Genomic DNA, 24,886 nt, shown 5'->3' with positions numbered 1-24,886 from the left:
CTCATGTGGGCCGCCTAGCGTGCGCCGCATGGACATCACGAAGACCGACGCGAAGATCGACGAGAAGACCGCAGAGCCGGCGACGGAGCCGGCGGCCGAGGCCGCCACCGAGGACTCCGTCGCGGCCGAGGCCTCCGTCGAGCCGCTCGCCGCGCAGGACGACGAGCCGGCCGCGTCGGACGCGTCCGACGACCACGAGCCGGCTGACGACGAGCCGGCCGACGACGAGCTCCTGGCCGAGGAGGCCGCCGCCTCCTCCGGCGTCGGCGCCGGCGGCGCGGCCGTCGTCTCCGCCGCCCTCGGCGCCGTCGCGCTCACCGGCACCTGGACCGGCAAGGTCGTCTCCGAACGCGAGACGCTCATCGGGCAGATCAACAGCCAGTCCGCCGCCCCGGCCCAGCAGATCTCCGAGATCTACGGCGACGCCTGGCACAGCACCGCCCTGGTCAACGGCGTCTTCGCGCTGCTCGCGCTCGTCACCGCCGTCCTCGTCCTGGTCCTCGCCCGCCCCGACCGCCCCGTCTGGGTCCGGGCGGTCGCCATCGCCGGCGCCGTCCTGGGCGGACTCGGGCTGCTCCTGTCGGTCGGTACCTACTTCGACCTCTTCCTGAGCCTGCCCACCACGGGGTCCTGAGCCGGGTACCCACCCCGTCTAAGGACCCCCTGAGGTCCGCCTAAGGCCCCCCGTACCCCGAACATGCGGCACTCGCCCGATGTGACCGCACCCCCTGGGAACCGAGAGTAGAGGCATCGCAAGGAGCGATACCGAAACCCGAAGAGACCAGGGAGCACCCGATGTTCGCGTACGAACTCCACCGCATGAACCACGCCCAGCTCGTCCGCGAGGCCGCCGCCCAGCGCCTGGCCCACGAGGCCGCCGGGTCCACCGGTTCCGCCCGCGGCCTGCGCCGCTTCGGCCGCCGCAGTGGGGGCCACGACACGGAGGGGCCGGTGAGCGGCGCCGGACGCGGTCACTTCGTCCGGGCCGCGTGACCCCCGTATGAGCGACCGTACGGATGGCTGTGCGATGCTCGGCGCCGTGGAGACCAGGTCAGTCAGCCCCGTCTTCGTCGGCCGCGCCGGCGAACTCACCGCCCTCACCGAGGCGCTCTCCCGCGCGACCGCGGGAGAGCCCCAGGCGCTGCTCGTCGGCGGTGAGGCGGGGGTCGGCAAGACGCGGCTCATCGAGGAGTTCCTCGACACGGCCTGCGACCGGGGCGCCGTCGTCGCCGTCGGCGGCTGCGTGGAACTGGGCGCCGACGGCCTGCCCTTCGCGCCTTTCGCCACCGCCCTGCGCTCGCTCCGACGCAAGCTGCCCGACGAACTGACCGCCGCCGCCGACGGCCAGGAGGGCGAGCTCGCCCGCCTGCTGCCCGAGCTGGGCGAGCCCGGCAGCCACGAGCCCTCCGACGAGGACTCCACCGCCCGCCTCTTCGAACTCACCGTACGGCTCCTGGAGCGGCTCGCCGCCGACCGCACGGTCGTGCTCGTCCTGGAGGACCTGCACTGGTCCGACACCTCCACCCGGCACCTGCTCACCTACCTCCTCCGCACCCTGCGCCGCGGCCGGATCGTGGTCGTCGCCAGCTACCGCGCCGACGACATCCACCGCCGCCATCCGCTGCGCCCCCTCCTCGCCGAACTCGACCGGCTCCGCACCATCCGCCGCATCGAGCTCTCCCGCTTCACCCGCACCGAGGTGCACCGCCAGCTCACCGGCATCCTCGCCGCCGAACCCGCCCCCGGGCTCGTCGAGGAGGTCTTCGAACGCTCCGACGGCAACGCCTTCTTCGTCGAGGAGCTCGTCGTCTCCCACGAGGCAGGCTGCGCCCCCGGCCAGCTCAGCGACTCCCTGCGCGACCTCCTGCTCGTCCGGGTCGAGGCGCTCCCCGAGGACGCCCAGCGGGTCGCCAGGATCGTCGCCGAGGGCGGCTCCACCGTCGAGTACGGCCTGCTCGCCGCCGTCGCCCGGCTCACCGAGGACGAACTCATCGAGGCGCTGCGGGCCTGCGTCGGTGCCAACATCCTGCTCGCCGTCCCCGACGGCGACGGCTACCGCTTCCGCCACTCCCTCGTCCGCGAGGCCGTCAGCGACGACCTGCTCCCCGGCGAACGCTCCCGCATCAACCGCCGCTACGCCGAGGCCCTGGAGACCGACCCCGCGCTCGTCCGGCCCGACGAGCGGGCCACCCGCCTCGCCACGTACTGGTACCACGCGCACGACCCGGCCAAGGCCCTCCCGGCCGTCCTCCGCGCCTCCGTCGCCACCCGCAAGCGCCACGCGTACGCCGAGCAGCTCCGGCTCCTGGAGCGGGCCATGGAGCTCTGGGACGAGGCCCCCGCAGAGATCCGCCGCGAGCTCCGGCCCATGGACTACGCCGAGGCCTACCCGCCCTGCGGCTGCGACCCCGAGACCACCCCGCTCCGTTACCTCGACCTCCTCGCCGAGGCTGCCGTCGCCGCCCGGCTCAGCGGCGAACGCGAGCGCGCCCTGAAGATCGGCCGGATGGCGCTCCGCCTCCTCGACAGCGAGGACGCGAAGGACCCCCTGCGCGCCGCCTGGTTCTGGACCGAGAAGGCCCGCCTCCAGTCCAACCTCGGCCGCGGTGACGGCTCGGAGGAGATCGCCCGCGCCCAGGAGCTCGTCAAGGGCCTCCCGCCGTCCGCCGTCCACGCCGTCGTCCTCGTCGGCGCCGCCGGCTGGGGCATGCTCCGCGACCCCGGCCCCGAGGCCCTCACCGCCGCCGAACGCGCCGTCGAGTACGCCCGGCACGTCAAGGCCGAGTCGATCGAACTCAACGCCCGGCTCACCCTCGGCACCATCATGACCGCAGCCGGGGACGTCGAGGTCGGTCTCGCCGAGATGCACGAGGTACGGGAGCGGACCACGGTCCTCGGCCAGTTCGCCGAGGCCTCGCGCGCCCACATCAACATCGCCTCCTCCCTCGAGGCCCTCGGCCGCTCCCACGAGGCCGTCGAGATCGCCGACTCCGGCATCCGCCTCGCCCGCTCGTACGGACTCGTCGACAGCGTCGGCTGGGTCGAGGCCAACCGCGCCGAGTCCCTCTTCTCCCTGGGCCGATGGGACGAGGTACGGGAAGCGGCCGAACGGCTCCAGCGCTCCGCGACCAGCACCAAGCCCCGCGGCTCGGCCTCCCTCCGCCTGGCCCAGCTCGCCGCGGCGCGGGGCGAGCTGGAGGCGGCCACTCGCCACCTCGCCGACGCCTCCGCCGTCTACGGCACCCGCGACCCGATCCCGCAGTACACCCTGCCCATGGCCCAGGTCGCGATCGCCGTGGCGGCCGCCGAGGGCCGCGTCCAGGACGTGCGGGCCCAGCTCGTCGCCGCCGCGGAGGCCGGATTCCCGCCCGGCACCCACCGCTACGGCTGGCCGCTCGTCCTCACCGCAGCCGCCGCGGAGGCCGACAGCCGGGGACTGCCCACCGCCGACGAGGGCCGCGCCGAGGCGCTGGCCGTGATCCGCCGCTGCGTCCGCGCCCTCGCCGCCCCGGCCCCCGTCTGGGCCGCCCACTCCCTCCAGGTCTCCCAGGAGCTGGCCCGCGCCGAGGGCAGCGAGTCCGTCACCCGCTGGACCGAGGTCGTCGCCGCCTACGAGCCGCTGGACCGCCCGGCCCAGCTCGCCCGCGCCCGCCACCGCCTCGCCGACGCCCTGCTCGTCGAAGGCGGCCGGCGGGAGGAGGCCACGGCCCTGCTCCGCGAGGCCCACACCACCGCCGTCCGCCTCGGGGCCCGCCCGCTCCGCGAGGACGTGGAACTCCTCGCCGCCCGGGCCCGCCTCTCCCTGGCGCCCGAGAAGCAGCTCCCGGCACCCGCGGAGCCCGGGGACGACGGCTTCGGCCTGACCCCGCGCGAACAGGACGTGCTGCGCCTGGTCGCCGTCGGCCGCACCAATCGGCAGATCGCCGAGGAGCTCTTCATCTCACCGAAGACGGCGAGCGTCCACGTCTCCAACATCCTCGCCAAGCTCGGCGTCGCCGGCCGAGGAGAGGCCGCCGCCCTCGCCCATCGACTCCACCTCCTCGACACGACCCTCTGACCCCGAGCGAGGGTCCGATTCCGCCCCGGGGCGGGGGATCCGTATCGTCACCCGGCCCGACGTCAGGTCTATCGGGCCGCGCCCCGGGTCCCCGTCTCCCGGGTCCTCCCGCGTGAGGGCCTGCCGGCGCAGCTCCTCCTCGGCGTGCCGCCGCCCCGGCGCGAAGAGCTCCGCGATCGGATCGAACACGGTCACCGCCTCCCTCACCTCACCTCCAGCCGGAGGATCCTGTCGTCCCCGGGCTCGGGCGTGCCCCGGGTGTCGGTCTCGCTGGTCACCAGCCAGAGCCGGCCGTCGCCCCCGGCGAGAACCGTGCGCAGGCGGCCGTACTCACCTGACAGGAACGCCTCGGGGTCCCCGGACCGTTCCTCTCCGGAGAGCGGAACGCGCCACAGTCGCTCGCCCCTGAGCCCGGCCATCCAGATCGCGCCCCGCGCGTACGCGATGCCGCTCGGGGAGGCCTCCGACGTCGGCCACTGGGCCACCGGGTCCACGAACCCCTCCCGGCCCGCCTGCCCCTCGGCCTCGGGCCAGCCGTAGTTCTTCCCGGGCTTGATCAGGTTCAGCTCGTCCCAGGTGTTCTGCCCGAACTCGGCCGCCCACAGCCGCCCTGCAACGTCCCAGGCGATCCCCTGCACATTGCGGTGCCCGTACGAATAGACCACCGAGTCGGTGAAGGGATTGCCCGGCGCGGGTCTGCCCTCCGGCGTCATCCGCAGGATCTTCCCGCCGAGCGAGGACCGGTCCTGGGCCAGGCCGGTCTCGCCGGTCTCGCCCGTGCCCGCGTACAGCATCCCGTCCGGACCGAACGCGATCCGCCCGCCGTCGTGCACGACACCCTTCGGGATGCCGGTCAGCACCGGCTCCGGCGCCCCGAGCCGGTCGCCGTCCCCGCCGCCGTACCGCATGCGCACGATGCGGTTGTCCGAGGCGGCCGTCAGATACGCGTAGACCCAGCCGTCGCGGACGGCCAGGCCCATGAGCCCGCCCTCACCGCCCGGCACCACCCCCGGGACCTCGCCGAGCGAGGTCTTCGCGCCGCTTTCGCCGTCGACCCGGGTGATCGTCCGCTCGTCCCGCGAGGAGACCAGCAGGTCGCCTCCCGGCAGCTCGGCGAGCCCCCAGGGCGACTTCAGCCCCTCGGTGAGGGTGCCCGCCACCGACACCCGCTCGCCACCCGGGGACGCGCTTCCGGATGCCGTCGCGGACGCCGAGGCCGGCGGATCGGACGCGGGCGCCGAGGCCGACGTCGGCGGAGCCGTACCCGGCCGATCCTCGGTACCGCCCGAGGAGCAGCCCGCCACCAGCACCAGCACGGCGGCGCCCCACAGGGCCTTCAGCACAACAGGACGGCTCATGGTCCGGTCCCCTTCGACGAGTCGAGCGGCATCCTCACACCCTTGATACACCGCTCGACCCGATCAGGTTCCCGCCCACGAACACCCATTCCGACGTGGCGCTCAGTCCCACGACCCCCGGGGCGCCGGCAGCCCCGCGATCTCCGCGAGGTCCCCCTCCGTCAGGCGCAGTCCGGCCGCCCGCGCGTTCTCCACGACCCACCGCTCCCGCTTCGCGCCCGGCACCGGCACGACGTGCGGCCCGTGGCCGAGCACCCACGCCAGCGCGACCTGCGCCGGGGTGACATCCGCCCCGTGCCGCGCGGCGACCCGCCGCAACCCCGCCACCAGCGGCTGGTTCGCCGCCATCATCTCGGCCGTGAACCGGGGGTGCCGGGCGCGCGGATCGTCCGGCTCGAAGCCGCCGCCCGGGGTCAGCGTCCCCGTGAGGAAACCGTTCCCCAGCGGCATCGCCGCCAGGAACCCCACCCCGCGGGCCGCGCACCACGGCAGCAGCCGGACCAGTGCCTCCGGCGACCACACCGACAGCTCGGCCTCGACGGCCGCCACCGGGAAGACCTGCTGGATCCGCTCCAGTTGGCGGATCGTTCCTTCGTAACCGTCGCGGCTGACGCCCGTCGCGCCCCTGCGGGCCGACCGCGCGCCGACCGCGCACAGCCCGAGCGCTCGCACCTTGCCCGCCGACACCAGCTCGGCCATCGCGCCCCAGGTCTCCTCGACAGGCACCTCGGGGTCCGCGCGATGGAGCTGGTAGAGGTCGATCACCTCGGTCTGGAGCCGCCGCAGCGAGGCGTCGCACGCCCGACGCACGTACCCCGGCCTGCCGTTGGCGACCACGTGCCGCCGCTCGCCGCCGTCGCCGACGAGCAGGCCGCACTTCGTCGAGACGAAGGCCTCCGCCCGCCGCTCCTTCAACACCCGCCCCACCAGCAGCTCGTTGGTGAACGGCCCGTACATGTCGGCGGTGTCGAGCAGGCTCATGCCGGCGTCAAGTGCCGTGTGCACCGTCCGCAGCGAGCGGTCCCCCCGTTGTTGCGAACGGCTGTACGCCCAGTTCATCGGCATGCACCCCAGGCCGATCGCACCCACGCCGAGCGCCGTCGCCCCGATAGTCCTGCGCTCCACCTGCCGGTACCCCTCCCTGTGCCGTCCCCCAAAGTAACCAATGGCGCGCGGGATTCTTCGCATAGCCTCCCGGTCATGACTTTCGAAGACAGCACCGCAGACGTGTGGCTTCCGGTTCCCGCGGACGAGATCGAAGGACTCCCCGCGCCGGGCGGGTCGGGCCTGAACTACCGCTTCTGGGACGGCGGACCGGAATTCCCCGCCGATCCCGCACGCTGCGCCTTCTACGTCGTCCCGTACATGAAGGGGTCGGAGATCGCTGTACGGCCGCTGGCGGCGATGACCTCCGTCCGGGCCGTGCAGACGCTGTCCGCGGGCATCGACCACGTCATGCCCGGCATCCCCTCGCTGCGGCCCGGGGTCGCCCTCTGCAACGCGAAGGGCGTGCACGAGGCCAGCACCGCCGAGCTCACGCTCGCGCTGATCCTGGCCTCGTTGCGCGGCATCCCGGGGTTCGTGCGCGGCCAGGACGCGGAGGAGTGGCGGGAGGGCTTCTACCCGGCGCTCGCCGACAAGTCCGTGCTGATCGTCGGGTACGGGTCGATCGGCGCCGCCATCGAGGACCGGCTCGCGCCGTTCGAGTGCGCGCGGGTGGCGCGCGTCGCACGCTCCGCGCGCGCCACCGAGCGCGGGCCGGTCCACGCTCTCGCGGAGCTGCCCGCCCTGCTCCCGGAGGCCGACGTGGTCGTGCTGTCCACTCCGCTCACGCCCGCGACCCACCACCTCGCCGACGCCGGCTTCCTGGCCAGGATGAAGGACGGGGCGCTGCTCGTGAACGTCGCCCGGGGTCCGGTCGTGGACACGGCCGCGCTGCTCAAGGAGGTCGAGAGCGGGCGGATCACGGCCGCGCTCGACGTCACCGACCCGGAACCGCTGCCGGCCGGGCATCCTTTGTGGCACGCTCCCGGTGTCCTGATCAGTCCCCATGTGGGCGGTTCCACTTCGGCGTTCATGCCGCGTGCGAAGCGGCTGATCGCGGGGCAGCTGCGGAGGTTCGCGGCGGGGGAGGGGCTGGCGAACGTCATCCTCACCACCGACTGAGCCCGTACGGGAATTGGTCGGCCGGGGCGGGCGGTGTGCGCCCCCGACGCGCGCCGCTCACAAGCCCCCAGGTAGTCACGGAGAGTACTGCGGCCCTGTCCCTGAGTGACGGTCCTGGTGTATCGTCCCGGAGCGGGGGGCTGCGTCGATGACGGGTTGACGCTGGGGAGCGAAGTGACGGGTCATCAGATTTCGAGGGGGGCGACGGGTGAAGCACGGCCGGAGGACCGACGATCCGACGCGGCGGCGGCGCCGCCGGCAAGCCTCCCGCGCCTCGTTGCCGGCCTCGCGCGTTCGGTGCCGGGCCAGGCCACGCCGCCCCGCGCGCCACGCGCCGCCGGGCCGCACGACTGCGACGGGCACGCCCCCGGGGGTGCCGAGGAGCCGCCCGCGCGTCCGCACCAGCCGGCCGGGTGCGCCGGCGCGACGCCGGAGGGGCCGGTGAGCACGCCCGGGGCGGTCGTCGCGCGCAGTACCGTCGGCGGCGAAGCCGGGAACCCCGGCCGTGACCGTCCCGGAATCGGCTCGATTCTCGCTCAGGTCGCCCTGGGGCTCCTCTGCGCGGGCTACACGACCGGCGCGTCGCTCGGCTGGGGTTCGCCGGAACTCGCCCTCTTCATGGGCGACTTCGGACTCAGCGCCGCCGCGCTCACCGCCGCGGTCTCCTGCTTCCTCTACGCCCGCGCCCACCGCGGCAGCGACCGACCCGCCTGGCTGCTCTTCGCCTTCTCCTCCTTCATGGCCGCCGCGGGGAACGCGGTGTGGGGGTGGTACGAGGTCGTCCTGCGGACGCAGGTGCCCGACTCCTCCGTCGCCGACCTCTTCTTCTTACTCTTCGCGCCGCCCGCCGTCGTCGGGCTCCTCGTCCTGGCCAAGAAGCCCGTCACCCGGGCCGGCTGGGTCTGCCTCGCGCTCGACGCCTGGCTCATCGGCGGCTCCCTGCTCACGCTCTCCTGGAGCCTCGCCCTCGCCCGTACCGCGCACTTCGACGGCGAGTCCGTCGCCCAGGCCGCGCTGTCGCTCGCGTACCCGCTGCTCGACATCGTCCTGGTCAGCATGGTCCTCGCGCTGCACTTCCGGCGCTCCCAGGCGAACCGCTCGGCGACCAACACCGCGATCGCCGCGCTCGCCCTGACCGTCCTGTGCGACGCCCTGTTCACCTCGCCGCTGCTCCGCGAGAACTACGCGTCCGGCCAGCTCCTCGACGCCGGCTGGTTCGCCGGCTCCCTGCTCCTCGCGTACGCCCCCTGGGGGGTGCGGCGCCTGCCCGACACCACGGCCGCCGCCCGCGGTCCGTGGCTGCACAGCCGTCCGGTCGCGGGCTCGCTCGCCGCCCTCACCCCGTACCTCGCCGCGGCCGTCTGCACCCTCGGCATCCTGTACAACGTCGTCGAGGGCCGCCGGGTCGACCGGGTCGTCGTCCTCACCGGCTGCGCGGTCGTGCTCGCCCTCGTCGTCCGGCAGGGCATCATGCTCCTCGACAACATCGCGCTGACCCACGAACTGGCCCAGAAGGAGAACCACTTCCGGTCGCTCGTGCAGGGCTCCAGCGACGTCATCATGATCGCCGCGCCGACCGGGATACTCCGCTACGTCAGCCCGGCCGCCGCCGGCGTGTACGGACGCGAGGCCGAGGAGCTCATCGGCTCCGAGCTCGCCTCCCTCATCCACCCCGAGGACCTCGGCGCCGTCGTCCACGAGGTGCGCCGGTTCCTCGCGGCCTCGCCCGCCGAGGAGCCCACCACCCGGATCGAGTGCCGTTTCCGCTCGGGCCATGGGGGTACCTCCCGCTCTGGGGGCACCTTCCGGCCGGAGGCTGGGGGAGAAACCGAGAATGGGGGAGACTGGCTCAACGTCGAGTCGACCGTCAACCGCCACCAGGGCGGCCTCATCTTCAACAGCCGGGACGTGACCGAACGGGTCCGGCTCCAGGCCCAGTTGCAGCACAACGCGGAGCACGACCCGCTGACCGACCTGCCCAACCGGGCGCTCTTCACCCGTCGGGTCCGGCAGGCGCTCAGCGGCCGTAGATGCTCCGACCCCGGCACCGCCGTGCTCTTCATCGACCTCGACGGCTTCAAGGGGGTCAACGACCGCCTCGGCCACCAGGCGGGCGACGACCTCCTCGTCCAGGCCGCCCGCCGCCTCCAGGAGTCCGTCCGGGCCGGGGACACCGCCGCCCGGCTCGGCGGCGACGAGTTCGCCGCCCTCATCCTCGGCGACGGCGGCCGCGAACAGGACGCCCGGGAGACCCAGGTCCAGGAGATCGCCGACAGGCTCCGGCTCACGCTCTCCCGGCCGTACCGCGTCGACGGCGGCAACGAGGTCCGGGTCGCCGCCTCCATCGGCGTCGCCTTCGCCGAGCCCGGCATGGAGGCGGGCGACCTCCTGCGCAACGCCGACCTCGCGATGTACCGCGCCAAGGCCGCCGGCAAGGACCGTGTCGAGCTGTACGCGCCCCAGATGCAGGCCGAGGTCGTACGCCGGACCGAGCTGGCCGCCCGGCTGCGCACCGCACTCCACGACGGCGAGTTCGCCCTGCTCCACCAGCCGGTCGTCGACCTCGCCACCGGCCGGATCTCCGCCGTCAGTGCCCAGGCCCGCTGGCGCTCGGCCCAGGGCATCCTCTTCACCCCCGCCGAGTACCTTCGCGTCACCGACGACGGCGAGCGCACCGCCGAGCTCGGCCGCTGGCTCCTCGAAGAGGCGGTGGAGCAGGCCGCCGAGCGGGCGGGCATCGGCCACCGCGCGCCCGTGTCCATCCGGCTCTCCGCCGGCCGCCTTTTGGACCGCTCGCTTCCGCTCGGCTCGGTCGAGTCGCTGCTCACCCGGCACGGGCTGCCGTCCGGCTCGCTGATCATCGAGCTCGCCGACAGCGACCCCCGGACCTCGCTCGACGAGCTGGAACAGCGCCTCGTGACCCTGCGCCGTCTCGGAGTGCGGATCGCGCTCGACGGATTCGGCAGCGGACATGTGGCGATCGACGCCCTCCGGCGGCTTCCCGTCGACATACTGAAGCTGGACCGAGCCCTCGTCGAGGGCGTGGTCGAGTCCGCCCGGCTCCGCAAGATCACCAGAGGCGTGCTCCGCATCGCCGGCGAACTCGGCATGCAGACCGTCGCCGAGGGTGTCGACGTACCGGAGCAGGTGCTCGCCCTGCGCGCCATGGGCTGCAGTCACGCCCAGGGCATGGCCTTCTCGGGCCCGCTCGACGAGTACCGCCTGCGCAGGGCCCTCGTACGGGACGAGTACCCGCTCCCCGGAGCGGTCCCCGTACGGGCCGGAAACCGTCCCCCGTTCCGCTCAAATACTGAGACGCCCGTCCCACCCACTTGACACCGGTGAGGTGGGAGAGGGAGGGTCAGTGCCATGCGCACCCGAATTCTCGTACTTGGAAAGCGCGTCGGCTGAAGCGGGGCCACCAATAGGCCCGGCTGAGAAAGCACCCGACGCGCTCCCCTCGCTTGCCTCACGGCACGAGGGGTTTTTTGTTGCACTGGATCACCCCCAGGGCGACGCAAACCCTCGCAAAACGCCTCGCAAACACCCTCTGCTTCGAGAAGAGATGCTGATGACCGACCAGGCCACCGGGCACCATCCGCAGCCGCGTCCCCGCGGCGGCGCGCAGCCCGCCACCACCGTCGAGCACGTCACGGGCGCGCAGGCCCTCATCCGTTCTCTCGAGGAAGTCGGCGCCGACACCGTCTTCGGCATTCCGGGCGGCTGCATCCTCCCGGCGTACGACCCGATGATGGACTCGGAGAAGGTGCGCCACATCCTGGTCCGTCACGAGCAGGGCGCGGGCCACGCTGCCACCGGCTACGCGCAGGCCACCGGCAAGGTCGGCGTCTGCATGGCGACCTCCGGTCCCGGTGCGACCAACCTCGTCACCCCGATCGCCGACGCGCACATGGACTCCGTCCCCCTCGTCGCGATCACCGGCCAGGTCGCCTCGAAGGCCATCGGCACGGACGCCTTCCAGGAGGCGGACATCTGCGGCATCACGATGCCGATCACCAAGCACAACTTCCTGGTCACCAAGGCCGAGGACATCCCGCGGACGATCGCCGAGGCCTTCCACATCGCCTCCTCCGGCCGCCCCGGCCCGGTCCTGGTCGACATCGCGAAGGACGCCCTCCAGGCGAAGACCACCTTCAGCTGGCCGCCGCAGACCGACCTGCCCGGCTACCGCCCGGTGACCAAGCCGCACGCCAAGCAGATCCGCGAGGCCGCGAAGCTGATCTCCGCCGCCAAGCGGCCCGTCCTGTACGTCGGCGGCGGCGTCATCAAGGCCGGCGCCACCGCCGAGCTGAAGATCCTTGCCGAGCTCACCGGCGCCCCGGTCACCACCACCCTGATGGCCCTCGGCGCCTTCCCCGACAGCCACCCGCTGCACGTCGGCATGCCGGGCATGCACGGCGCGGTCACCGCCGTCACCGCGCTCCAGAAGGCCGACCTGATCGTCGCCCTCGGCGCCCGCTTCGACGACCGCGTCACCGGCAAGCTCGACAGCTTCGCCCCGTACGCCAAGATCGTCCACGCGGACATCGACCCGGCCGAGATCGGCAAGAACCGCGCCGCCGACGTGCCGATCGTCGGTGACGCCCGCGAGGTCATCGCCGACCTGGTCCAGGCCGTCCAGGCCGAGCACAGCGAGGGCAACAAGGGCGACTACACCGCCTGGTGGAGCGACCTGAGCCGCTGGCGCGAGACCTACCCGCTCGGCTACGACCTGCCGGAGGACGGCAGCCTCTCGCCGCAGCAGGTCATCCAGCGCATCGGCGCGCTCGCCCCCGAGGGCACGATCTTCACCGCGGGCGTCGGCCAGCACCAGATGTGGGCCGCCCACTTCATCGACTACGAGCAGCCGGCCACCTGGCTGAACTCCGGCGGCCTCGGGACGATGGGATACGCGGTCCCCGCCGCGATGGGCGCCAAGGCCGGCATGCCGGACCGCACGGTCTGGGCGGTCGACGGCGACGGCTGCTTCCAGATGACCAATCAGGAACTCACCACCTGCGCGCTGAACAACATCCCGATCAAGGTCGCCATCATCAACAACGGCGCCCTCGGCATGGTCCGCCAGTGGCAGACCCTGTTCTACAACCAGCGCTACTCCAACACGGTCCTGCACTCCGGCCCGGACGACGTCCAGGCGAACAAGGGCACCCGCGTCCCCGACTTCGTCAAGCTCTCCGAGGCCATGGGCTGTGTCGCCCTGCGCTGTGAGGACCCGGCGGACCTGGACAAGGTCATCGCCGAGGCGAACGCCATCAACGACCGTCCGGTCGTCGTCGACTTCATCGTCCACGAGGACGCCCAGGTCTGGCCGATGGTCGCCGCGGGCACCTCGAACGACGAGGTCATGGCCGCGCGGGGCGTGCGCCCCGACTTCGGCGACGGCGAAGACGACTGATAGCGAAGAGCGAAAAGGAAGAGACCCAGACATGTCCACCAAGCACACGCTCTCCGTTCTCGTCGAGAACACGCCCGGCATCCTCGCCCGGATCGCCGCGCTCTTCTCCCGCCGCGGCTTCAACATCGACTCGCTCGCCGTCGGTGTCACCGAGCACCCCGACATCTCCCGCATCACCATCGTGGTCAATGTCGAGGGACTGCCCCTGGAGCAGGTGACCAAGCAGCTCAACAAGCTGGTCAACGTCCTGAAGATCGTCGAACTCGAGCCCAGCGCCGCGATCCAGCGCGAGCTCGTCCTGGTGAAGGTCCGCGCCGACAACGAGACCCGCTCCCAGATCGTCGAGATCGTGCAGCTGTTCCGCGCCAAGACCGTGGACGTCTCGCCCGAGGCGGTCACCATCGAGGCCACCGGTTCGAGTGACAAGCTCGACGCGATGCTCAAGATGCTGGAGCAGTTCGGCGTCAAGGAGCTCGTCCAGTCCGGCACGATCGCCATAGGGCGTGGTTCCCGGTCCATCACGGACCGGTCCCTGCGGGCCCTCGACCGCAGCGCCTGAGAGTCATCGGAGGTCAACCGCCGGTCCATCCGGCGGTCCGACTGACGAGACCCCAAAGCTTCCCTCAAGCGCTCCCCCGTACGGTGGGACGCAACACCAGCACCTCAAGGAGATTTCCAGTGGCCGAGCTGTTCTACGACGACGACGCCGACCTGTCCATCATCCAGGGCCGCAAGGTCGCGGTGATCGGCTACGGCAGCCAGGGACACGCCCACGCGCTGTCGCTCCGTGACTCCGGTGTCGACGTCCGCGTCGGTCTCCAGGAGGGCTCCAAGTCCAAGGCCAAGGCCGAGGAGCAGGGCCTGCGCGTCGTCTCCGTCGCCGAGGCCGCGGCCGAGGCCGACCTCATCATGATCCTGACCCCGGACCCGATCCAGGCCAAGGTCTACGAGGAGTCCATCAAGGACAACCTGAAGGCGGGCGACGCCCTCTTCTTCGGCCACGGCCTGAACGTCCGCTACGGCTTCATCGAGGTCCCCGAGGGCATCGACGTCGCCCTGGTCGCCCCGAAGGGCCCGGGCCACCTGGTCCGTCGTCAGTACGAGGAAGGCCGCGGCGTTCCGTGCATCGCCGCCGTCGAGCAGGACGCGACCGGCAACGCCTTCGCGCTGGCGCTCTCGTACGCCAAGGGCATCGGCGGCACCCGCGCGGGCGTCATCAAGACGACCTTCAAGGAAGAGACCGAGACCGACCTGTTCGGTGAGCAGGCCGTCCTCTGCGGTGGTACCGCGGCGCTGGTCAAGGCGGGCTTCGAGACCCTGACCGAGGCCGGCTACCAGCCGGAGATCGCCTACTTCGAGTGCCTCCACGAGCTGAAGCTCATCGTCGACCTCATGTACGAGGGCGGCCTGGAGAAGATGCGCTGGTCGGTCTCCGAGACCGCCGAGTGGGGCGACTACGTCACCGGCCCGCGGATCATCACCGACGCCACCAAGGCCGAGATGAAGAAGGTCCTCGCGGAGATCCAGGACGGCACCTTCGCCAAGGAGTGGATGGCCGAGTACCACGGCGGCCTGAAGAAGTACAACGAGTACAAGACCCAGGACGCCAACCACCTCCTGGAGACCACCGGCAAGGAGCTGCGGAAGCTCATGAGCTGGGTGAACGACGAGGAGGCGTAAGCCTTCAGGGAGGGGGCCGGACACTGTGTCCGGCCCCTTCCCGCATCGTTGGACACCTCGTCCAACCACGGACGGGTGATCCTTCCACCAAGGCGTATGAGCTGCGCCGATGCACCACTACACTTCTCAACAACATACGCGTCAGGCCCACAGCGTCGTGCGCTTTCACGCGGCAAGCCCCCTCCACCGCCTGCGGCCGTCGGGACGGCCGTCCGCACTGGATCTGTGAGGACTCACGTGAGCTCGAAACCTGTCGTACTCATCGCTGAAGAGCTGTCGCCCGCCACCGTCGACGCGCTGGGCCCGGACTTCGAGATCCGGCACTGCAACGGCGCCGACCGCGCCGAGCTGATCCCCGCCATCGCCGATGTGGACGCGATCCTGGTCCGTTCCGCGACCAAGGTCGACGCCGAGGCCATTGCCGCCGCGAAGAAGCTCCGGGTCGTCGCCCGTGCCGGTGTCGGTCTGGACAACGTCGACGTCTCCGCCGCCACCAAGGCCGGCGTGATGGTCGTCAACGCCCCGACCTCGAACATCGTCACCGCCGCCGAGCTCGCGTGCGGTCTGCTGGTCGCCACCGCGCGCAACATCCCGCAGGCCAACACCGCGCTGAAGAACGGCGAGTGGAAGCGCAACAAGTACACCGGCGTCGAGCTGAGCGAGAAGACCCTCGGTGTCGTCGGCCTCGGCCGCATCGGCGTCCTGGTCGCCCAGCGCATGTCCGCCTTCGGCATGAAGATCGTCGCGTACGACCCCTACGTGCAGCCGGCCCGCGCCGCCCAGATGGGGGTGAAGCTGCTGGCCCTGGACGAGCTCCTGGAGGTCGCGGACTTCATCACCGTCCACCTGCCGAAGACCCCGGAGACCCTCGGTCTCATCGGTGACGAGGCGCTGCACAAGGTCAAGCCCTCCGTCCGGATCGTCAACGCCGCGCGCGGCGGGATCGTGGACGAGGCGGCGCTCTACACCGCCCTCAAGGAGGGCCGGGTCGCCGGCGCGGGCCTCGACGTGTACGCGAAGGAGCCCTGCACGGACTCCCCGCTCTTCGAGCTCGACCAGGTCGTCTGCACCCCGCACCTCGGCGCGTCCACGGACGAGGCCCAGGAGAAGGCCGGCGTCGCGGTCGCCAAGTCGGTGCGCCTGGCGCTCGCGGGCGAGCTGGTCCCGGACGCGGTCAACGTCCAGGGCGGTGTCATCGCCGAGGACGTGAAGCCGGGTCTGCCGCTCGCCGAGAAGCTCGGCCGGATCTTCACCGCCCTCGCGGGCGAGGTCGCGGCCCGTCTCGACGTCGAGGTCTACGGCGAGATCACCCAGCACGACGTGAAGGTGCTCGAACTCTCCGCGCTCAAGGGCGTGTTCGAGGACGTGGTCGACGAGACCGTGTCGTACGTCAACGCCCCGCTGTTCGCGCAGGAGCGCGGTGTCGAGGTCCGTCTGACGACGAGCTCCGAGTCGCCCGACCACCGCAACGTCGTCACCGTGCGCGGCACGCTGGCGAACGGCGAGGAGGTCGCGGTCTCCGGCACGCTGGCGGGCCCCAAGCACCTCCAGAAGCTCGTCGCGGTCGGCGACTACGACGTGGACCTGGCGCTCGCCGACCACATGGTCGTGCTGCGCTACGAGGACCGCCCCGGTGTCGTCGGCACCGTCGGCCGGATCCTCGGCGAGGCCGGTCTGAACATCGCGGGCATGCAGGTCTCCCGCGCGGAGGAGGGTGGCGAGGCGCTCGTCGTCCTCACCGTGGACGACACGCTGCCGGCGGCCGTCCTGGCGGAGATCGCCGAGGAGATCGGCGCCGCCTCGGCCCGCTCGGTCAACCTGATCTGACGCGAAGCCCCTCCGTACACACGTACGCGTACCCGGTTTCTAGACATTCGTCTTACACGATTGTCTAGAGGCCGGGTACAGTGCTGTCATGGGACACAAGGAAGACCTGCTCGACGGTGCCAAGCGCTGCCTCCTGGAGAAGGGGTACGGGCGCACCACGGCCCGCGACATCGTCGCCGCCTCGGGCACCAACCTCGCCTCCATCGGCTACCACTACGGCTCCAAGGACGCCCTGCTCCAGCAGGCCTTCCTGGCCCTCACCGAGGAGTGGGGCCATCAGGTCGGCCCCGCGGGCACCGGCGAGGACAAGCGGGAGCTGCCGGCCGACCCGTACGCGCGCTTCCACGCCGTCTGGGAGCAGGTGATCGGGGCGGCCGAGGCCAGCCGGCCCGTCTGGAAGCTCCAGACCGAGATCGTCACGCGGCTCGACGACGACGAGAAGCTGCGCGACGCCATCAAGGAGCCCCAGCGGGAGGGGCGCCTCGGCATGGCCGAGGGCTTCCTCGGCATCGACCCGGAGGCCGACCCGGAGAAGGCCCGGGTCGCCGGACTGCTCTGCCAGGCCCTCGCCACCGGCGTGATGATCCAGTGGATGGTCGACCCGGAGACCGCGCCGAGCGCGGAGGACCTCACGGAGGGGCTCAAGGTCCTGATGGGGGAGCGGGACTGAGTTCCCGTCAGGGGCCTACAGCTTCGCGGACTTCAGGGACATGTGGAGCAGCAGCCGGTCCTCGCCGTCGTCCAGGTCCAGGCCCGTGAGCTGTTCGACCCGGGACAGCCGGTAGTAGAGGGTCTGCCGGTGGATGCCCAGGGCCGCCGCCGTGCGGCCCGCCTGGCCCGCGTTGTCGAGGAACACCTCGGCCGTGCGCGCCAGTTCGGCGTGGGCGGGGGCGAGCAGCGGCGCGACGGCGGGGTCGATCTCGGGGTGGTAGAGCGCCGCGAGCAGGCGGTACGGGCCGATCCCGGCCCACTCCGCGACCGGGCCGAGCGTCGGCTGTGCCGTGGCGGCGCGGGCCGCCGTGCTGGCTTCGCGCCAGGCCGCCGGAAGCTCCGTGAGACCCCGGCGGGGCGTGGCGATGCCGGCCGGTGCGGCGGCGCGCAGCCGGTCCGCGGCCGTGTGGGCGGGGGAGAGGTCCTCGGCCGTGCGCAGCCGTACGAGAACGGCGAGGGACTCGCCCTCCGGGAGCGTGGCGACCGCCGCCGCGCCGGGGACCGCCCGGATCGACGGGGCGTCGCCCTGCCAGGGGGTCACGCAGACGACGGTGTGCAGACCGTCCGCGCTGGGGCCCAGGGCCGCCCGGAGCGCCGCGACGGCCATGTCGCTCTGCCAGCCGCGCCCGGCGGTCAGGACCGCGACGAACTCGCGGGAGAGGTCGGAGTCCGCGCGCTCCTCGTCGGCGAGGAGCCCGCCGATCCGGGTGGCGACCTCCATCGCGGCCGCGAGCTGGGCGGGCGCGGGGCCGGGCTCGGCGTCCAGGAGCCAGACGTATCCGAGGACGACGCCCCGATGACGTACGGGGAGGCAGATCCGGTCCCGGAACACTCCGGCGTCCGGGGCGGCCGGGATGCGGACCGGGCCCGTCGCCCGGGTGATGCCGAAGCCCTCGAACCAGGCGCGGACCGCCGGGGTCGACTTCCGGGTCAGGATCGATCGCGTACGGACGGGGTCCATCGCCGCGTCGTCGTCGCTGTCGTGCGCCCCGAAGGCGATCAGCCCGAAATCGCGGTTCTCCAGTGTCGCAGGGGCGCCCAGGAGCGCGGAGATCTCGTCGACCAGTTCTTGGTAATCGCCCTTCACAGCGCCATTCTCGCACCCCTTCAGACATGTGTATGAGATGCCGCGCACGGATGCGTGACAGCTGTCGATGGCAGAGGATCGGAGCGATCCATAGGTTTCACGGTGGTTCTCCGTGCTGTTACCGGTTTCTTGCGAAAGACCGGGTACAGCACTATTCGTCACCCTGTCCTTCTGGAGGTGCCCCGTGCTGGGTCCCGTGATTCTCGCCGCGTCGCGCAGCGACAAGATGCGCCGTCTCGTGTCGGCCGCCCCCGGGACCAAGCAGGTCGTCGCCCGCTTCATAGCCGGTGAGTCGGTCGGCGACGTCGTCCCGATCGTCCAGGAGCTGAGCGACCGCGGCCTGGAGGTCACCCTCGACGTCGTCGGTGAGGACATCACCACCGTCGAGCAGTCCTACGCCGCCCGGGACGCCTACCTGGAGCTCATCGGCCGTCTCAAGGAGCTGGGCCTCGGCGCCCGCGCCGAGATGTCCGTCAAGCTGTCGATGTTCGGCCAGTCCCTGGAGGGCGGCCACGAGCTCGCCCTCGCGAACGTCCGCCCGGTCGTCGAGGCCGCCGCCGAGATCGGCACCACCGTCACCCTGGACGCCGAGGACCACACGACCCTCGACTCGATGTTCGCCATCCACGACGAGCTGCGGAAGAAGTTCCCGCAGACCGGCTGCGTCATCCAGGCGTACCTCTTCCGCACCGAGGACGACGCCCGCCGCCTCGCGGACAACGGCTCGCGCGTCCGGATCGTGAAGGGCGCCTACAAGGAGCCCGCCTCCGTCGCCATCCAGGACAAGCCCGAGATCGACAAGGCGTACGTCCGGATCATGAAGATCCTGATGGACGGCGAGGGCTACCCGATGATCGGCTCCCACGACCCGCGCCTGATCTCCATCGGCCAGGAGCTGGCCCGCCGCGCCGGGCGCAAGCTGGACGAGTACGAGTTCCAGATGCTGTACGGCATCCGCAGCGAGGAGCAGAACCGTCTCGCCGCCGAGGGCCACCGCATGCGCGTGTACACCGCCTACGGCACCGACTGGTACGGCTACTTCATGCGCCGTCTCGCGGAGAAGCCGGCCAACCTGCTGTTCTTCGTCCGCTCCATCCTCACCAAGGGCTGAGCCCACCACCTCTCACAAGGAGTACTGCGACTCATGGACGCTGTCACCCAGGTCCCCGCTCCGGTCAACGAGCCGGTGCACAGCTACGCCCCCGGCTCCGCCGAGCGCTCCCGCCTCGAGACCAAGCTCAAGGAGCTGGCCGAGAACCCGCGCGAGCTGCCGATGACCATCGGCGGCGTGAAGCGCCTCGGCGGCGGCGAGGAGTTCAAGGTCGTCCAGCCGCACAACCACCAGGCTGTCATCGGCACCTTCCGCGGCGCCACCACGCAGGACGCCCAGGACGCCGTCGACGCGGCCCTCGCCGCGGCTCCGGCCTGGCGCGCGATGGCCTTCGACGACCGCGCCGCGATCATCCTGCGCGCCGCCGAGCTGCTCGCCGGCCCGTGGCGCGAGACGCTGGCCGCGTCCACCATGCTCGGCCAGTCGAAGACCGCCCAGCAGGCCGAGATCGACACCCCGTGCGAGCTCGTCGACTTCTGGCGCTTCAACGTGGCGTACGCCCGCCAGATCCTGGCCGAGCAGCCGCCGGCCAACTCCCCGGGTGTGTGGAACCGTCTGGACCACCGCCCGCTGGAGGGCTTCGTCTACGCGATCACGCCGTTCAACTTCACGGCCATCGCGGGCAACCTGCCCACCGCCCCCGCCCTCATGGGCAACGTGGTGGTCTGGAAGCCGTCCCCGACGCAGACGCACTCCGCCGTGCTCCTCATGGAGCTCCTGGAGGAGGCCGGCCTGCCGAAGGGCGTCATCAACCTGGTGACCGGCGACGGCATCGCCGTCTCCGAGGTGGCCCTGAACCACCCCGACCTTGCCGGTATCCACTTCACCGGTTCGACCAAGACCTTCCAGCACCTGTGGAAGACGGTCGGCACCAACATCGAGAAGTACCGCTCGTACCCGCGGATCGTCGGCGAGACCGGCGGCAAGGACTTCGTCGTCGCGCACCCCAGCGCCGACCGCGCCATCCTGAAGACCGCGCTGACCCGTGGCTCCTTCGAGTTCCAGGGCCAGAAGTGCTCCGCGTCCTCGCGTGCGTACGTCCCGGCCTCCATCTGGAACGACGGCTTCAAGGAGGAGTTCGCGGCCGAGGTCGACGGCATCACCATGGGTGACGTCACCGACCTGTCGAACTTCATCGGCGCCGTCATCGACGAGCGCTCGTTCGCCAAGAACAAGGCCGCGATCGACCGTGCCGCGGCCGACCCGACCTGCACGATCGTCGCCGGTGGCACGTACGACGACTCGGTGGGCTACTTCGTCCGGCCGACCGTCATCGCGTGCACCGACCCGGAGAACGAGGTCTTCAAGGCCGAGTACTTCGGCCCGATCCTCGCGATCCACGTCTACGAGGACGAGAAGTACGACGAGATGCTGACCCAGATGGAGTCGGTCTCGGACTACGCCCTCACCGGCGCGGTCATCTCCGGTGACCGTGCGGCCGCCGCGTACACGATGGAGAAGCTGCGCTTCGCCGCGGGCAACTTCTACATCAACGACAAGTCGACCGGCGCCGTCGTCGGCCAGCAGCCCTTCGGCGGCGGCCGTGCCTCGGGTACGAACGACAAGGCCGGTGCCCCGCAGAACCTGATGCGCTGGACGCTGACCCGCGCCATCAAGGAGACGCTGGTTCCGCCGACCGAGTACGGCTACCCGCACATGGGCTGACGCCCCTCCGGGCCTCGCCGAGGCCCGCCCCTGACACCGCCCCCCTCCTCTACCCCCAATTGAGGACGGGGGCGGTTCTCATTCCCCGGCGCGGCGCTTGAGGAAGTCGCCGATGAGCCCCGCGATCGCCGGCGCGTGGGTCTCCAGGGCGAAGTGGCCCGTGGGGAGCAGGTGGATCTCCGCGTCCGGGAGGTCGCGGCGGAAGGCTTCGGCGCCCGCCGGGACGAAGACCTGGTCGCCCTCGCCCCAGACCGCGAGGAGGGGGACCCGGGAGGTGCGGAAGTACTCCTGGAAGGCGGGGTAGAGGGCGAAGTTGGAGCCGTAGTCGGCGATCAGGCCGAGCTGGATCTCGTCCTGGCCTTCGCGGGCCATGAGGGTGGCGTCGTGGTGCCAGGCGTCGGGGCTGAGCAGGTCGCGGTACTCGGCGGGGACGCCGGTCTCGTACTGCCACTTGATGCCGTCGAGGGAGCGGATGCCGCGGACCGGCTCCTCCGTCTCGGGGGTGCGGTTCTCGATGAGCGCGAGGACCGGGGCCCAGGCCTCGGCGCCGAGGCCCTCGTCGTAGGCGTTGCCGTTCTGGCTGATGATCGCGGTGACGCGCTCGGGGTGGGCGAGCGCGAGGCGCAGGCCGATGGGGGAGCCGTAGTCCTGGATGTAGAGGGCGTACCGGTCCAGGCCCAGGGTCTGGGTGAACTCGTCGGTGAGCGCTGCCAGTTCGGCAAACGTGTAGTCGAAGTCGGCGGCGGAGGGGGCCGCGCTGCGGCCGAAGCCCAGGTGGTCGGGGGCGATCAGCCGGTAGTCGTCGGCGAGCAGCGGGATCAGATCGCGGAACATGTGCGAGCTGGTGGGGAAGCCGTGCAGCAGGAGCAGGACCGGGGCGTCGGCCGGCCCGGCCTCGCGGTAGGCGATCTCGTGGCCGCGGACGGTGGCGGTGCGGTGGTGGATCGGCAGCACGGTCATCGTTCTAACCCCTTAAGTGCATCTCGCTGGTTACGGCTTGACGGGCTTGACTCAATCAGGCCCGAGCTAACCTGTCAATTGCCTTTAAGGGGTTAGCTTGGATTGTGGGAGGGTGAGCGCATGACCTTGAGGATCGCGCCCACCCATGAACTCGGGGCCGGGCGGCTTCGCTCCGTCCGCGCGATGCTGGATTCCGCCTTCGACGGCGACTTCGCCGACGAGGACTGGGACCACGCCCTCGGCGGCGTCCATGCCTGGATCGAGGACGGGCGGGGCATCGCCGCCCACGGGGCCGTCGTCATGCGGCGCGTGCTCCACCGGGGGCGTTCGTACCGCGTCGGGTACGTCGAAGGGGTCGGCGTCCGGAGCGACCTCCGGCGGCGGGGGCTCGGCGGGGCCGTGATGGACGGCCTGGAGCAGGTGATCGACGGCGCGTACGCCTTCGGGGCGCTCAGCGCGTCGGACGACGGGGCCGCGCTCTACCGGGCGCGCGGCTGGCGGGTCTGGGAGGGGCGGATCGAGGTCCTCGGGCCCGAGGGGATCGTCCGGCTCACGGAGGAGGAGGGGTCCGCCTTCCTGCGTCCGGCGGCGGGTGGCCGGGCCCTGCCGGACCCCGCCGACCCGCTCGTCTTCGACTGGCGCGACGGGGACGTGATGTGAGGGAGGGCAGGGACGGTCAGGACGTGGAGCGGCCCTGATCCACCCGCCCCTTGGTCGTCTCCAGGTGGGAGGTGAACAGGGCGGAGAACATGGAGACGAGGGCGATGGTGATCGCGAGCCCGCCCGTGCCGAGCGTCCCCATGAAGCAGGCCGCCATCGCGCCGCCGACCAGCACGAGCCACACCGCGAGCGCCACCTTGCCGCGCCGGCTCAGGAACAGCCACCGGAGCGGGGCGGCCGGCCGGGCCTCCAGGGCGCCCGCCGGGCCCGCCGTCGCCGCGCGCGGCCGCTTGAAGTAGCCGTACACCAGCCACTCGCCGCACAGCTCCCAGCCCTCGGGCTCCAGCTCGGCCAGCACCTTGGCGCGGCGCCGGGCGCCGATGACCTCACGGCGGTACTCCCAGCGCAGTGCCGCCGTCGCGGAGCGGCGGCAGACGAACCGGCCGAGGGAGTCCAGGGACTCCACCTCCCAGCCCTGGTCGCCGTGCGCGGCAAGCATCCGGCGGTCGTTGAAGATGTCGGCCGTCCAGGTCCAGTTCTCCGCCTGCTCGTCCGGCTCGGCGGGGCGCGGGGCCAGCCCGCCGAGCTGCGCCGCGAAGTCGGCGGCCGGGCCGAACTCCTCCTCCGGGCGCGTCCCGGTCTCGGCGAGGTGTCCGCGGAGGTCCTCGACGGTGGCGGTGATCTGCTCGTCCGGCACGCCCGCGGTCCGCAGGGCGTCGGTCAGCTCGGTGAAGTACCGGTCGGTGTCCGTGGTCGTGCTCATGTCGTGGTTCCCCCTGGGTGCAGCGTGGTCTCGACGGCGCGGTGGAACCGCAGCCAGTCCCGGCTCTCGGCGGCGAGGTGCTCGCGCCCCCGCTCGGTGAGCCGGTAGTAGCGGCGGCCCGGTCCGCGCTCGGCGGCGCGGAACTCGGCCTCCACCAGACCGGCTTCCTCCAGGCGGTTCAGCACGGGATAGAGCGTCCCGCCCTTGATCTCGCCGAGTCCCGCCTCGGCGAGCGCCTTGGCGATCTCGTACCCGTAGCTCTCGCCGTCGGTCAGGCGGGAGAGGACGAGCAGGTCGAGGACTCCCTTGAGCCAGCTGGATCTGCGGTCTGCGGCCATGGGTGTATTGGAGCACCAGCTAGGTAGGAATGCAAACTAGATAGGAGTGTCGGGCCTAGGCGGCGACCAGCATTTTTCCGAGGTTCTCGCCGCGCAGCATCCCCAGGAACGCGCTCACGATGTGCTCGAAGCCCTCCACCACCGTCACATCCAGGGGCAGCGTCCCGCCGCGCAGGTGCGGGACGGTCAGGTCGTACAGCTCCTCCAGCGCGTCCGCGTGGTCGCGTACGAGGAAGCCTTCGAGCCGGATGCTCTTGCCGACCACGTCGAAGAGGTTGCGCGGGGCCGGCGGGGGAGCGGAGAGCGCGTGGTACTGGCCCACCGCGCCGACCCAGGCGATCCGGCCGAACGGGCGCAGCGAGGCGATCGCGGCCTCCAGATGCTCGCCGCCCACCCCGTCCAGGACCGCGTCGAGCCCGGCCGGGGCCGCCTTCGCGAGCAGCTCCGGGACCGGGCCCTCGTGGTAGTCGAAGGCCGCGTCGAAGCCGATCTCCTCCGTCAGGTACGCCACCTTGCGCGCCGAACCCGCGCTGCCCACGAGCCGCCCCACGCCCAGCAGCCGGGCGAGCCGTCCCGCTGCCGTGCCCACGCCGCCCGCCGCGGCGGACACGAAGAGGTCCTCGCCCGGCTGGAGCCGTGCGATCCGGGTGAGGCCCACGTAGGCCGACAGGCCCGTACCGCCGAGCAGGCTCAGATGCGCGGCGAGCGGGACGCCCTCGAAGTCCGGCACCGGGCGGGCCTCGTCCTTCGTGACCAGGGCGTGGGTGCGCCAGCCCTTGCGGTGCAGGACGAGGTCGCCGGGGCGCAGGGCCGGGTCGCGGGAGTCGACCACACGGCCCAGGGTGCGGCCCTCCATGGGGGAGTCCAGCGTCCAGATCTCGTCCGTGTCCATCGCCTCGCGGTGGTACGGGTCGACGGACCACTGGAGGTTCTCGACGAGGGCGGTGCCCGGCTCCGGTGCCGGGACGGGGGACTCGACGAAGGAGAACAGGTCGGGGGTGGGGAAGCCGGTGGGACGGGCGGCCTGCTGGACGGTGATCATGGTGTCGGTCGTCATGGAGGTGACGGTAGGAGGGGATCCGCGGCC

At 71.8% G+C, this 24,886-nt stretch carries 21 protein-coding genes; 13 read left to right on the top strand and 8 right to left on the bottom strand.

Going from position 1 to position 24,886, the window contains the following annotated elements; all coding sequences use genetic code 11:
• The first annotated feature begins 28 nt into the window (after window positions 1-28).
• The 3 genes from OG357_RS11415 (at window position 29) to OG357_RS11405 (ending at window position 4,057) form a co-directional block, all read left to right on the top strand.
• The gene (locus OG357_RS11415) at window positions 29-634 is read left to right on the top strand and encodes a hypothetical protein (protein ID WP_329621035.1); all 606 of its coding nucleotides are present in this window, start codon (window positions 29-31) and stop codon (window positions 632-634) included.
• A gap of 161 nt (window positions 635-795) precedes the next feature.
• Window positions 796-993, top strand: coding sequence for a hypothetical protein (locus OG357_RS11410; protein ID WP_329621034.1), 198 nt, complete (start codon window positions 796-798; stop codon window positions 991-993).
• Between the two features lie 7 nt (window positions 994-1,000).
• Window positions 1,001-4,057 (top strand): helix-turn-helix transcriptional regulator, encoded by a 3,057-nt coding sequence (locus OG357_RS11405; protein WP_329621033.1) that lies wholly within the window; start codon window positions 1,001-1,003, stop codon window positions 4,055-4,057.
• Here OG357_RS11405 and OG357_RS11400 read toward each other — a convergent pair.
• The 3 genes from OG357_RS11400 to OG357_RS11390 form a co-directional block, all read right to left on the bottom strand.
• A complete protein-coding gene (locus OG357_RS11400) occupies window positions 3,941-4,246 on the bottom strand; it encodes a DUF6191 domain-containing protein (RefSeq protein ID WP_329621032.1) in 306 nt (101 codons plus the stop codon). The two genes, OG357_RS11405 and OG357_RS11400, sit on opposite strands and share 117 nt — an antisense overlap.
• A 14-nt stretch (window positions 4,247-4,260) precedes the next feature.
• On the bottom strand, window positions 4,261-5,415 hold the full coding sequence (locus tag OG357_RS11395) for a PQQ-dependent sugar dehydrogenase (protein ID WP_329621031.1): 1,155 nt from the start codon (window positions 5,413-5,415) through the stop codon (window positions 4,261-4,263).
• 102 nt (window positions 5,416-5,517) lie between these two features.
• Window positions 5,518-6,540 (bottom strand): aldo/keto reductase, encoded by a 1,023-nt coding sequence (locus OG357_RS11390; protein WP_329621030.1) that lies wholly within the window; start codon window positions 6,538-6,540, stop codon window positions 5,518-5,520.
• 75 nt (window positions 6,541-6,615) lie between these two features.
• Between OG357_RS11390 and OG357_RS11385 the strand changes: the two genes are divergently transcribed.
• From OG357_RS11385 to OG357_RS11355, 7 genes are all read left to right on the top strand, one after another.
• Complete coding sequence (locus OG357_RS11385) at window positions 6,616-7,581, top strand: 2-hydroxyacid dehydrogenase (protein ID WP_329621029.1); 966 nt, start codon at window positions 6,616-6,618, stop codon at window positions 7,579-7,581.
• A gap of 441 nt (window positions 7,582-8,022) precedes the next feature.
• Window positions 8,023-10,917 (top strand): putative bifunctional diguanylate cyclase/phosphodiesterase, encoded by a 2,895-nt coding sequence (locus OG357_RS11380; RefSeq protein WP_443066661.1) that lies wholly within the window; start codon window positions 8,023-8,025, stop codon window positions 10,915-10,917.
• A 229-nt stretch (window positions 10,918-11,146) separates the two neighbouring features.
• Window positions 11,147-12,997, top strand: a complete 1,851-nt coding sequence (locus tag OG357_RS11375; RefSeq protein WP_329621028.1) for an acetolactate synthase large subunit — start codon at window positions 11,147-11,149, stop codon at window positions 12,995-12,997.
• A gap of 31 nt (window positions 12,998-13,028) precedes the next feature.
• On the top strand, window positions 13,029-13,556 hold the full coding sequence (gene ilvN / locus OG357_RS11370) for an acetolactate synthase small subunit (protein ID WP_121833425.1): 528 nt from the start codon (window positions 13,029-13,031) through the stop codon (window positions 13,554-13,556).
• A 119-nt stretch (window positions 13,557-13,675) separates the two neighbouring features.
• Entirely contained in the window at window positions 13,676-14,677 is a 1,002-nt protein-coding gene (gene ilvC, locus OG357_RS11365; RefSeq protein ID WP_317599396.1) for a ketol-acid reductoisomerase, read from the top strand.
• A 237-nt stretch (window positions 14,678-14,914) separates the two neighbouring features.
• A complete protein-coding gene (gene serA / locus OG357_RS11360) occupies window positions 14,915-16,504 on the top strand; it encodes a phosphoglycerate dehydrogenase (protein WP_329621027.1) in 1,590 nt (529 codons plus the stop codon).
• A gap of 88 nt (window positions 16,505-16,592) precedes the next feature.
• Window positions 16,593-17,174, top strand: coding sequence for a TetR/AcrR family transcriptional regulator (locus OG357_RS11355; RefSeq protein ID WP_329621026.1), 582 nt, complete (start codon window positions 16,593-16,595; stop codon window positions 17,172-17,174).
• Window positions 17,175-17,189: 15 nt separating this feature from the next.
• Here the strand turns inward: OG357_RS11355 and OG357_RS11350 are convergent, their stop codons facing one another.
• On the bottom strand, window positions 17,190-18,302 hold the full coding sequence (locus OG357_RS11350; protein ID WP_329621025.1) for a PucR family transcriptional regulator: 1,113 nt from the start codon (window positions 18,300-18,302) through the stop codon (window positions 17,190-17,192).
• Between the two features lie 184 nt (window positions 18,303-18,486).
• Here OG357_RS11350 and OG357_RS11345 point away from each other — a divergent pair, with 184 nt between their 5' ends.
• Together OG357_RS11345 and pruA are read left to right on the top strand one after the other, a co-directional pair.
• Entirely contained in the window at window positions 18,487-19,413 is a 927-nt protein-coding gene (locus tag OG357_RS11345; protein WP_329621024.1) for a proline dehydrogenase family protein, read from the top strand.
• Between the two features lie 33 nt (window positions 19,414-19,446).
• Window positions 19,447-21,078 carry an L-glutamate gamma-semialdehyde dehydrogenase gene (pruA, locus tag OG357_RS11340; RefSeq protein ID WP_329621023.1) on the top strand — a complete coding sequence of 544 codons (1,632 nt, stop codon included), beginning with the start codon at window positions 19,447-19,449 and terminating at the stop codon, window positions 21,076-21,078.
• A gap of 78 nt (window positions 21,079-21,156) precedes the next feature.
• On the opposite strand, the gene OG357_RS11335 is transcribed toward pruA, so the two are convergent.
• Window positions 21,157-22,038, bottom strand: a complete 882-nt coding sequence (locus OG357_RS11335; protein WP_329621022.1) for an alpha/beta fold hydrolase — start codon at window positions 22,036-22,038, stop codon at window positions 21,157-21,159.
• Between the two features lie 120 nt (window positions 22,039-22,158).
• Between OG357_RS11335 and OG357_RS11330 the strand changes: the two genes are divergently transcribed.
• A complete protein-coding gene (locus OG357_RS11330) occupies window positions 22,159-22,698 on the top strand; it encodes a GNAT family N-acetyltransferase (RefSeq protein ID WP_329621021.1) in 540 nt (179 codons plus the stop codon).
• 16 nt (window positions 22,699-22,714) lie between these two features.
• Here OG357_RS11330 and OG357_RS11325 read toward each other — a convergent pair whose 3' ends face one another.
• Genes OG357_RS11325 through OG357_RS11315 form a run of 3 tightly spaced genes read right to left on the bottom strand, consistent with a single transcriptional unit; the run spans window position 22,715 to window position 24,856 of the window.
• Complete coding sequence (locus OG357_RS11325) at window positions 22,715-23,461, bottom strand: hypothetical protein (protein WP_329621020.1); 747 nt, start codon at window positions 23,459-23,461, stop codon at window positions 22,715-22,717.
• On the bottom strand, window positions 23,458-23,799 hold the full coding sequence (locus tag OG357_RS11320) for a PadR family transcriptional regulator (protein ID WP_317599414.1): 342 nt from the start codon (window positions 23,797-23,799) through the stop codon (window positions 23,458-23,460). Before OG357_RS11320 ends, OG357_RS11325 begins: the two co-directional genes overlap by 4 nt.
• Window positions 23,800-23,854: 55 nt before the next feature.
• Window positions 23,855-24,856, bottom strand: a complete 1,002-nt coding sequence (locus tag OG357_RS11315; RefSeq protein WP_329621019.1) for an NADP-dependent oxidoreductase — start codon at window positions 24,854-24,856, stop codon at window positions 23,855-23,857.
• Window positions 24,857-24,886 lie beyond the last annotated feature (30 nt).

The organism is Streptomyces sp. NBC_01255, from assembly GCF_036226445.1.
In the GTDB taxonomy this organism is placed as follows: domain Bacteria; phylum Actinomycetota; class Actinomycetes; order Streptomycetales; family Streptomycetaceae; genus Streptomyces.
Note: the sequence above shows the minus strand (reverse complement) of the source record. Positions and strands in the feature narration are given on the sequence as shown.

Excerpts from the sequence above, each read along its gene's own strand:
- OG357_RS11415 (WP_329621035.1), top strand. The coding sequence starts at position 29 with ATGGACATCACGAAGACCGACGCGAAGATCGACGAGAAGACCGCAGAG.
- OG357_RS11410 (WP_329621034.1), top strand. The coding sequence starts at position 796 with ATGTTCGCGTACGAACTCCACCGCATGAACCACGCCCAGCTCGTCCGC.
- OG357_RS11405 (WP_329621033.1), top strand. The coding sequence starts at position 1,001 with ATGAGCGACCGTACGGATGGCTGTGCGATGCTCGGCGCCGTGGAGACC.
- OG357_RS11395 (WP_329621031.1), bottom strand. The coding sequence starts at position 5,415 with ATGAGCCGTCCTGTTGTGCTGAAGGCCCTGTGGGGCGCCGCCGTGCTG.
- OG357_RS11385 (WP_329621029.1), top strand. The coding sequence starts at position 6,616 with ATGACTTTCGAAGACAGCACCGCAGACGTGTGGCTTCCGGTTCCCGCG.
- OG357_RS11375 (WP_329621028.1), top strand. The coding sequence starts at position 11,147 with ATGCTGATGACCGACCAGGCCACCGGGCACCATCCGCAGCCGCGTCCC.
- ilvN (WP_121833425.1), top strand. The coding sequence starts at position 13,029 with ATGTCCACCAAGCACACGCTCTCCGTTCTCGTCGAGAACACGCCCGGC.
- OG357_RS11355 (WP_329621026.1), top strand. The coding sequence starts at position 16,593 with ATGGGACACAAGGAAGACCTGCTCGACGGTGCCAAGCGCTGCCTCCTG.
- pruA (WP_329621023.1), top strand. The coding sequence starts at position 19,447 with ATGGACGCTGTCACCCAGGTCCCCGCTCCGGTCAACGAGCCGGTGCAC.
- OG357_RS11335 (WP_329621022.1), bottom strand. The coding sequence starts at position 22,038 with ATGACCGTGCTGCCGATCCACCACCGCACCGCCACCGTCCGCGGCCAC.
- OG357_RS11330 (WP_329621021.1), top strand. The coding sequence starts at position 22,159 with ATGACCTTGAGGATCGCGCCCACCCATGAACTCGGGGCCGGGCGGCTT.
- OG357_RS11325 (WP_329621020.1), bottom strand. The coding sequence starts at position 23,461 with ATGAGCACGACCACGGACACCGACCGGTACTTCACCGAGCTGACCGAC.
- OG357_RS11320 (WP_317599414.1), bottom strand. The coding sequence starts at position 23,799 with ATGGCCGCAGACCGCAGATCCAGCTGGCTCAAGGGAGTCCTCGACCTG.
- OG357_RS11315 (WP_329621019.1), bottom strand. The coding sequence starts at position 24,856 with ATGACGACCGACACCATGATCACCGTCCAGCAGGCCGCCCGTCCCACC.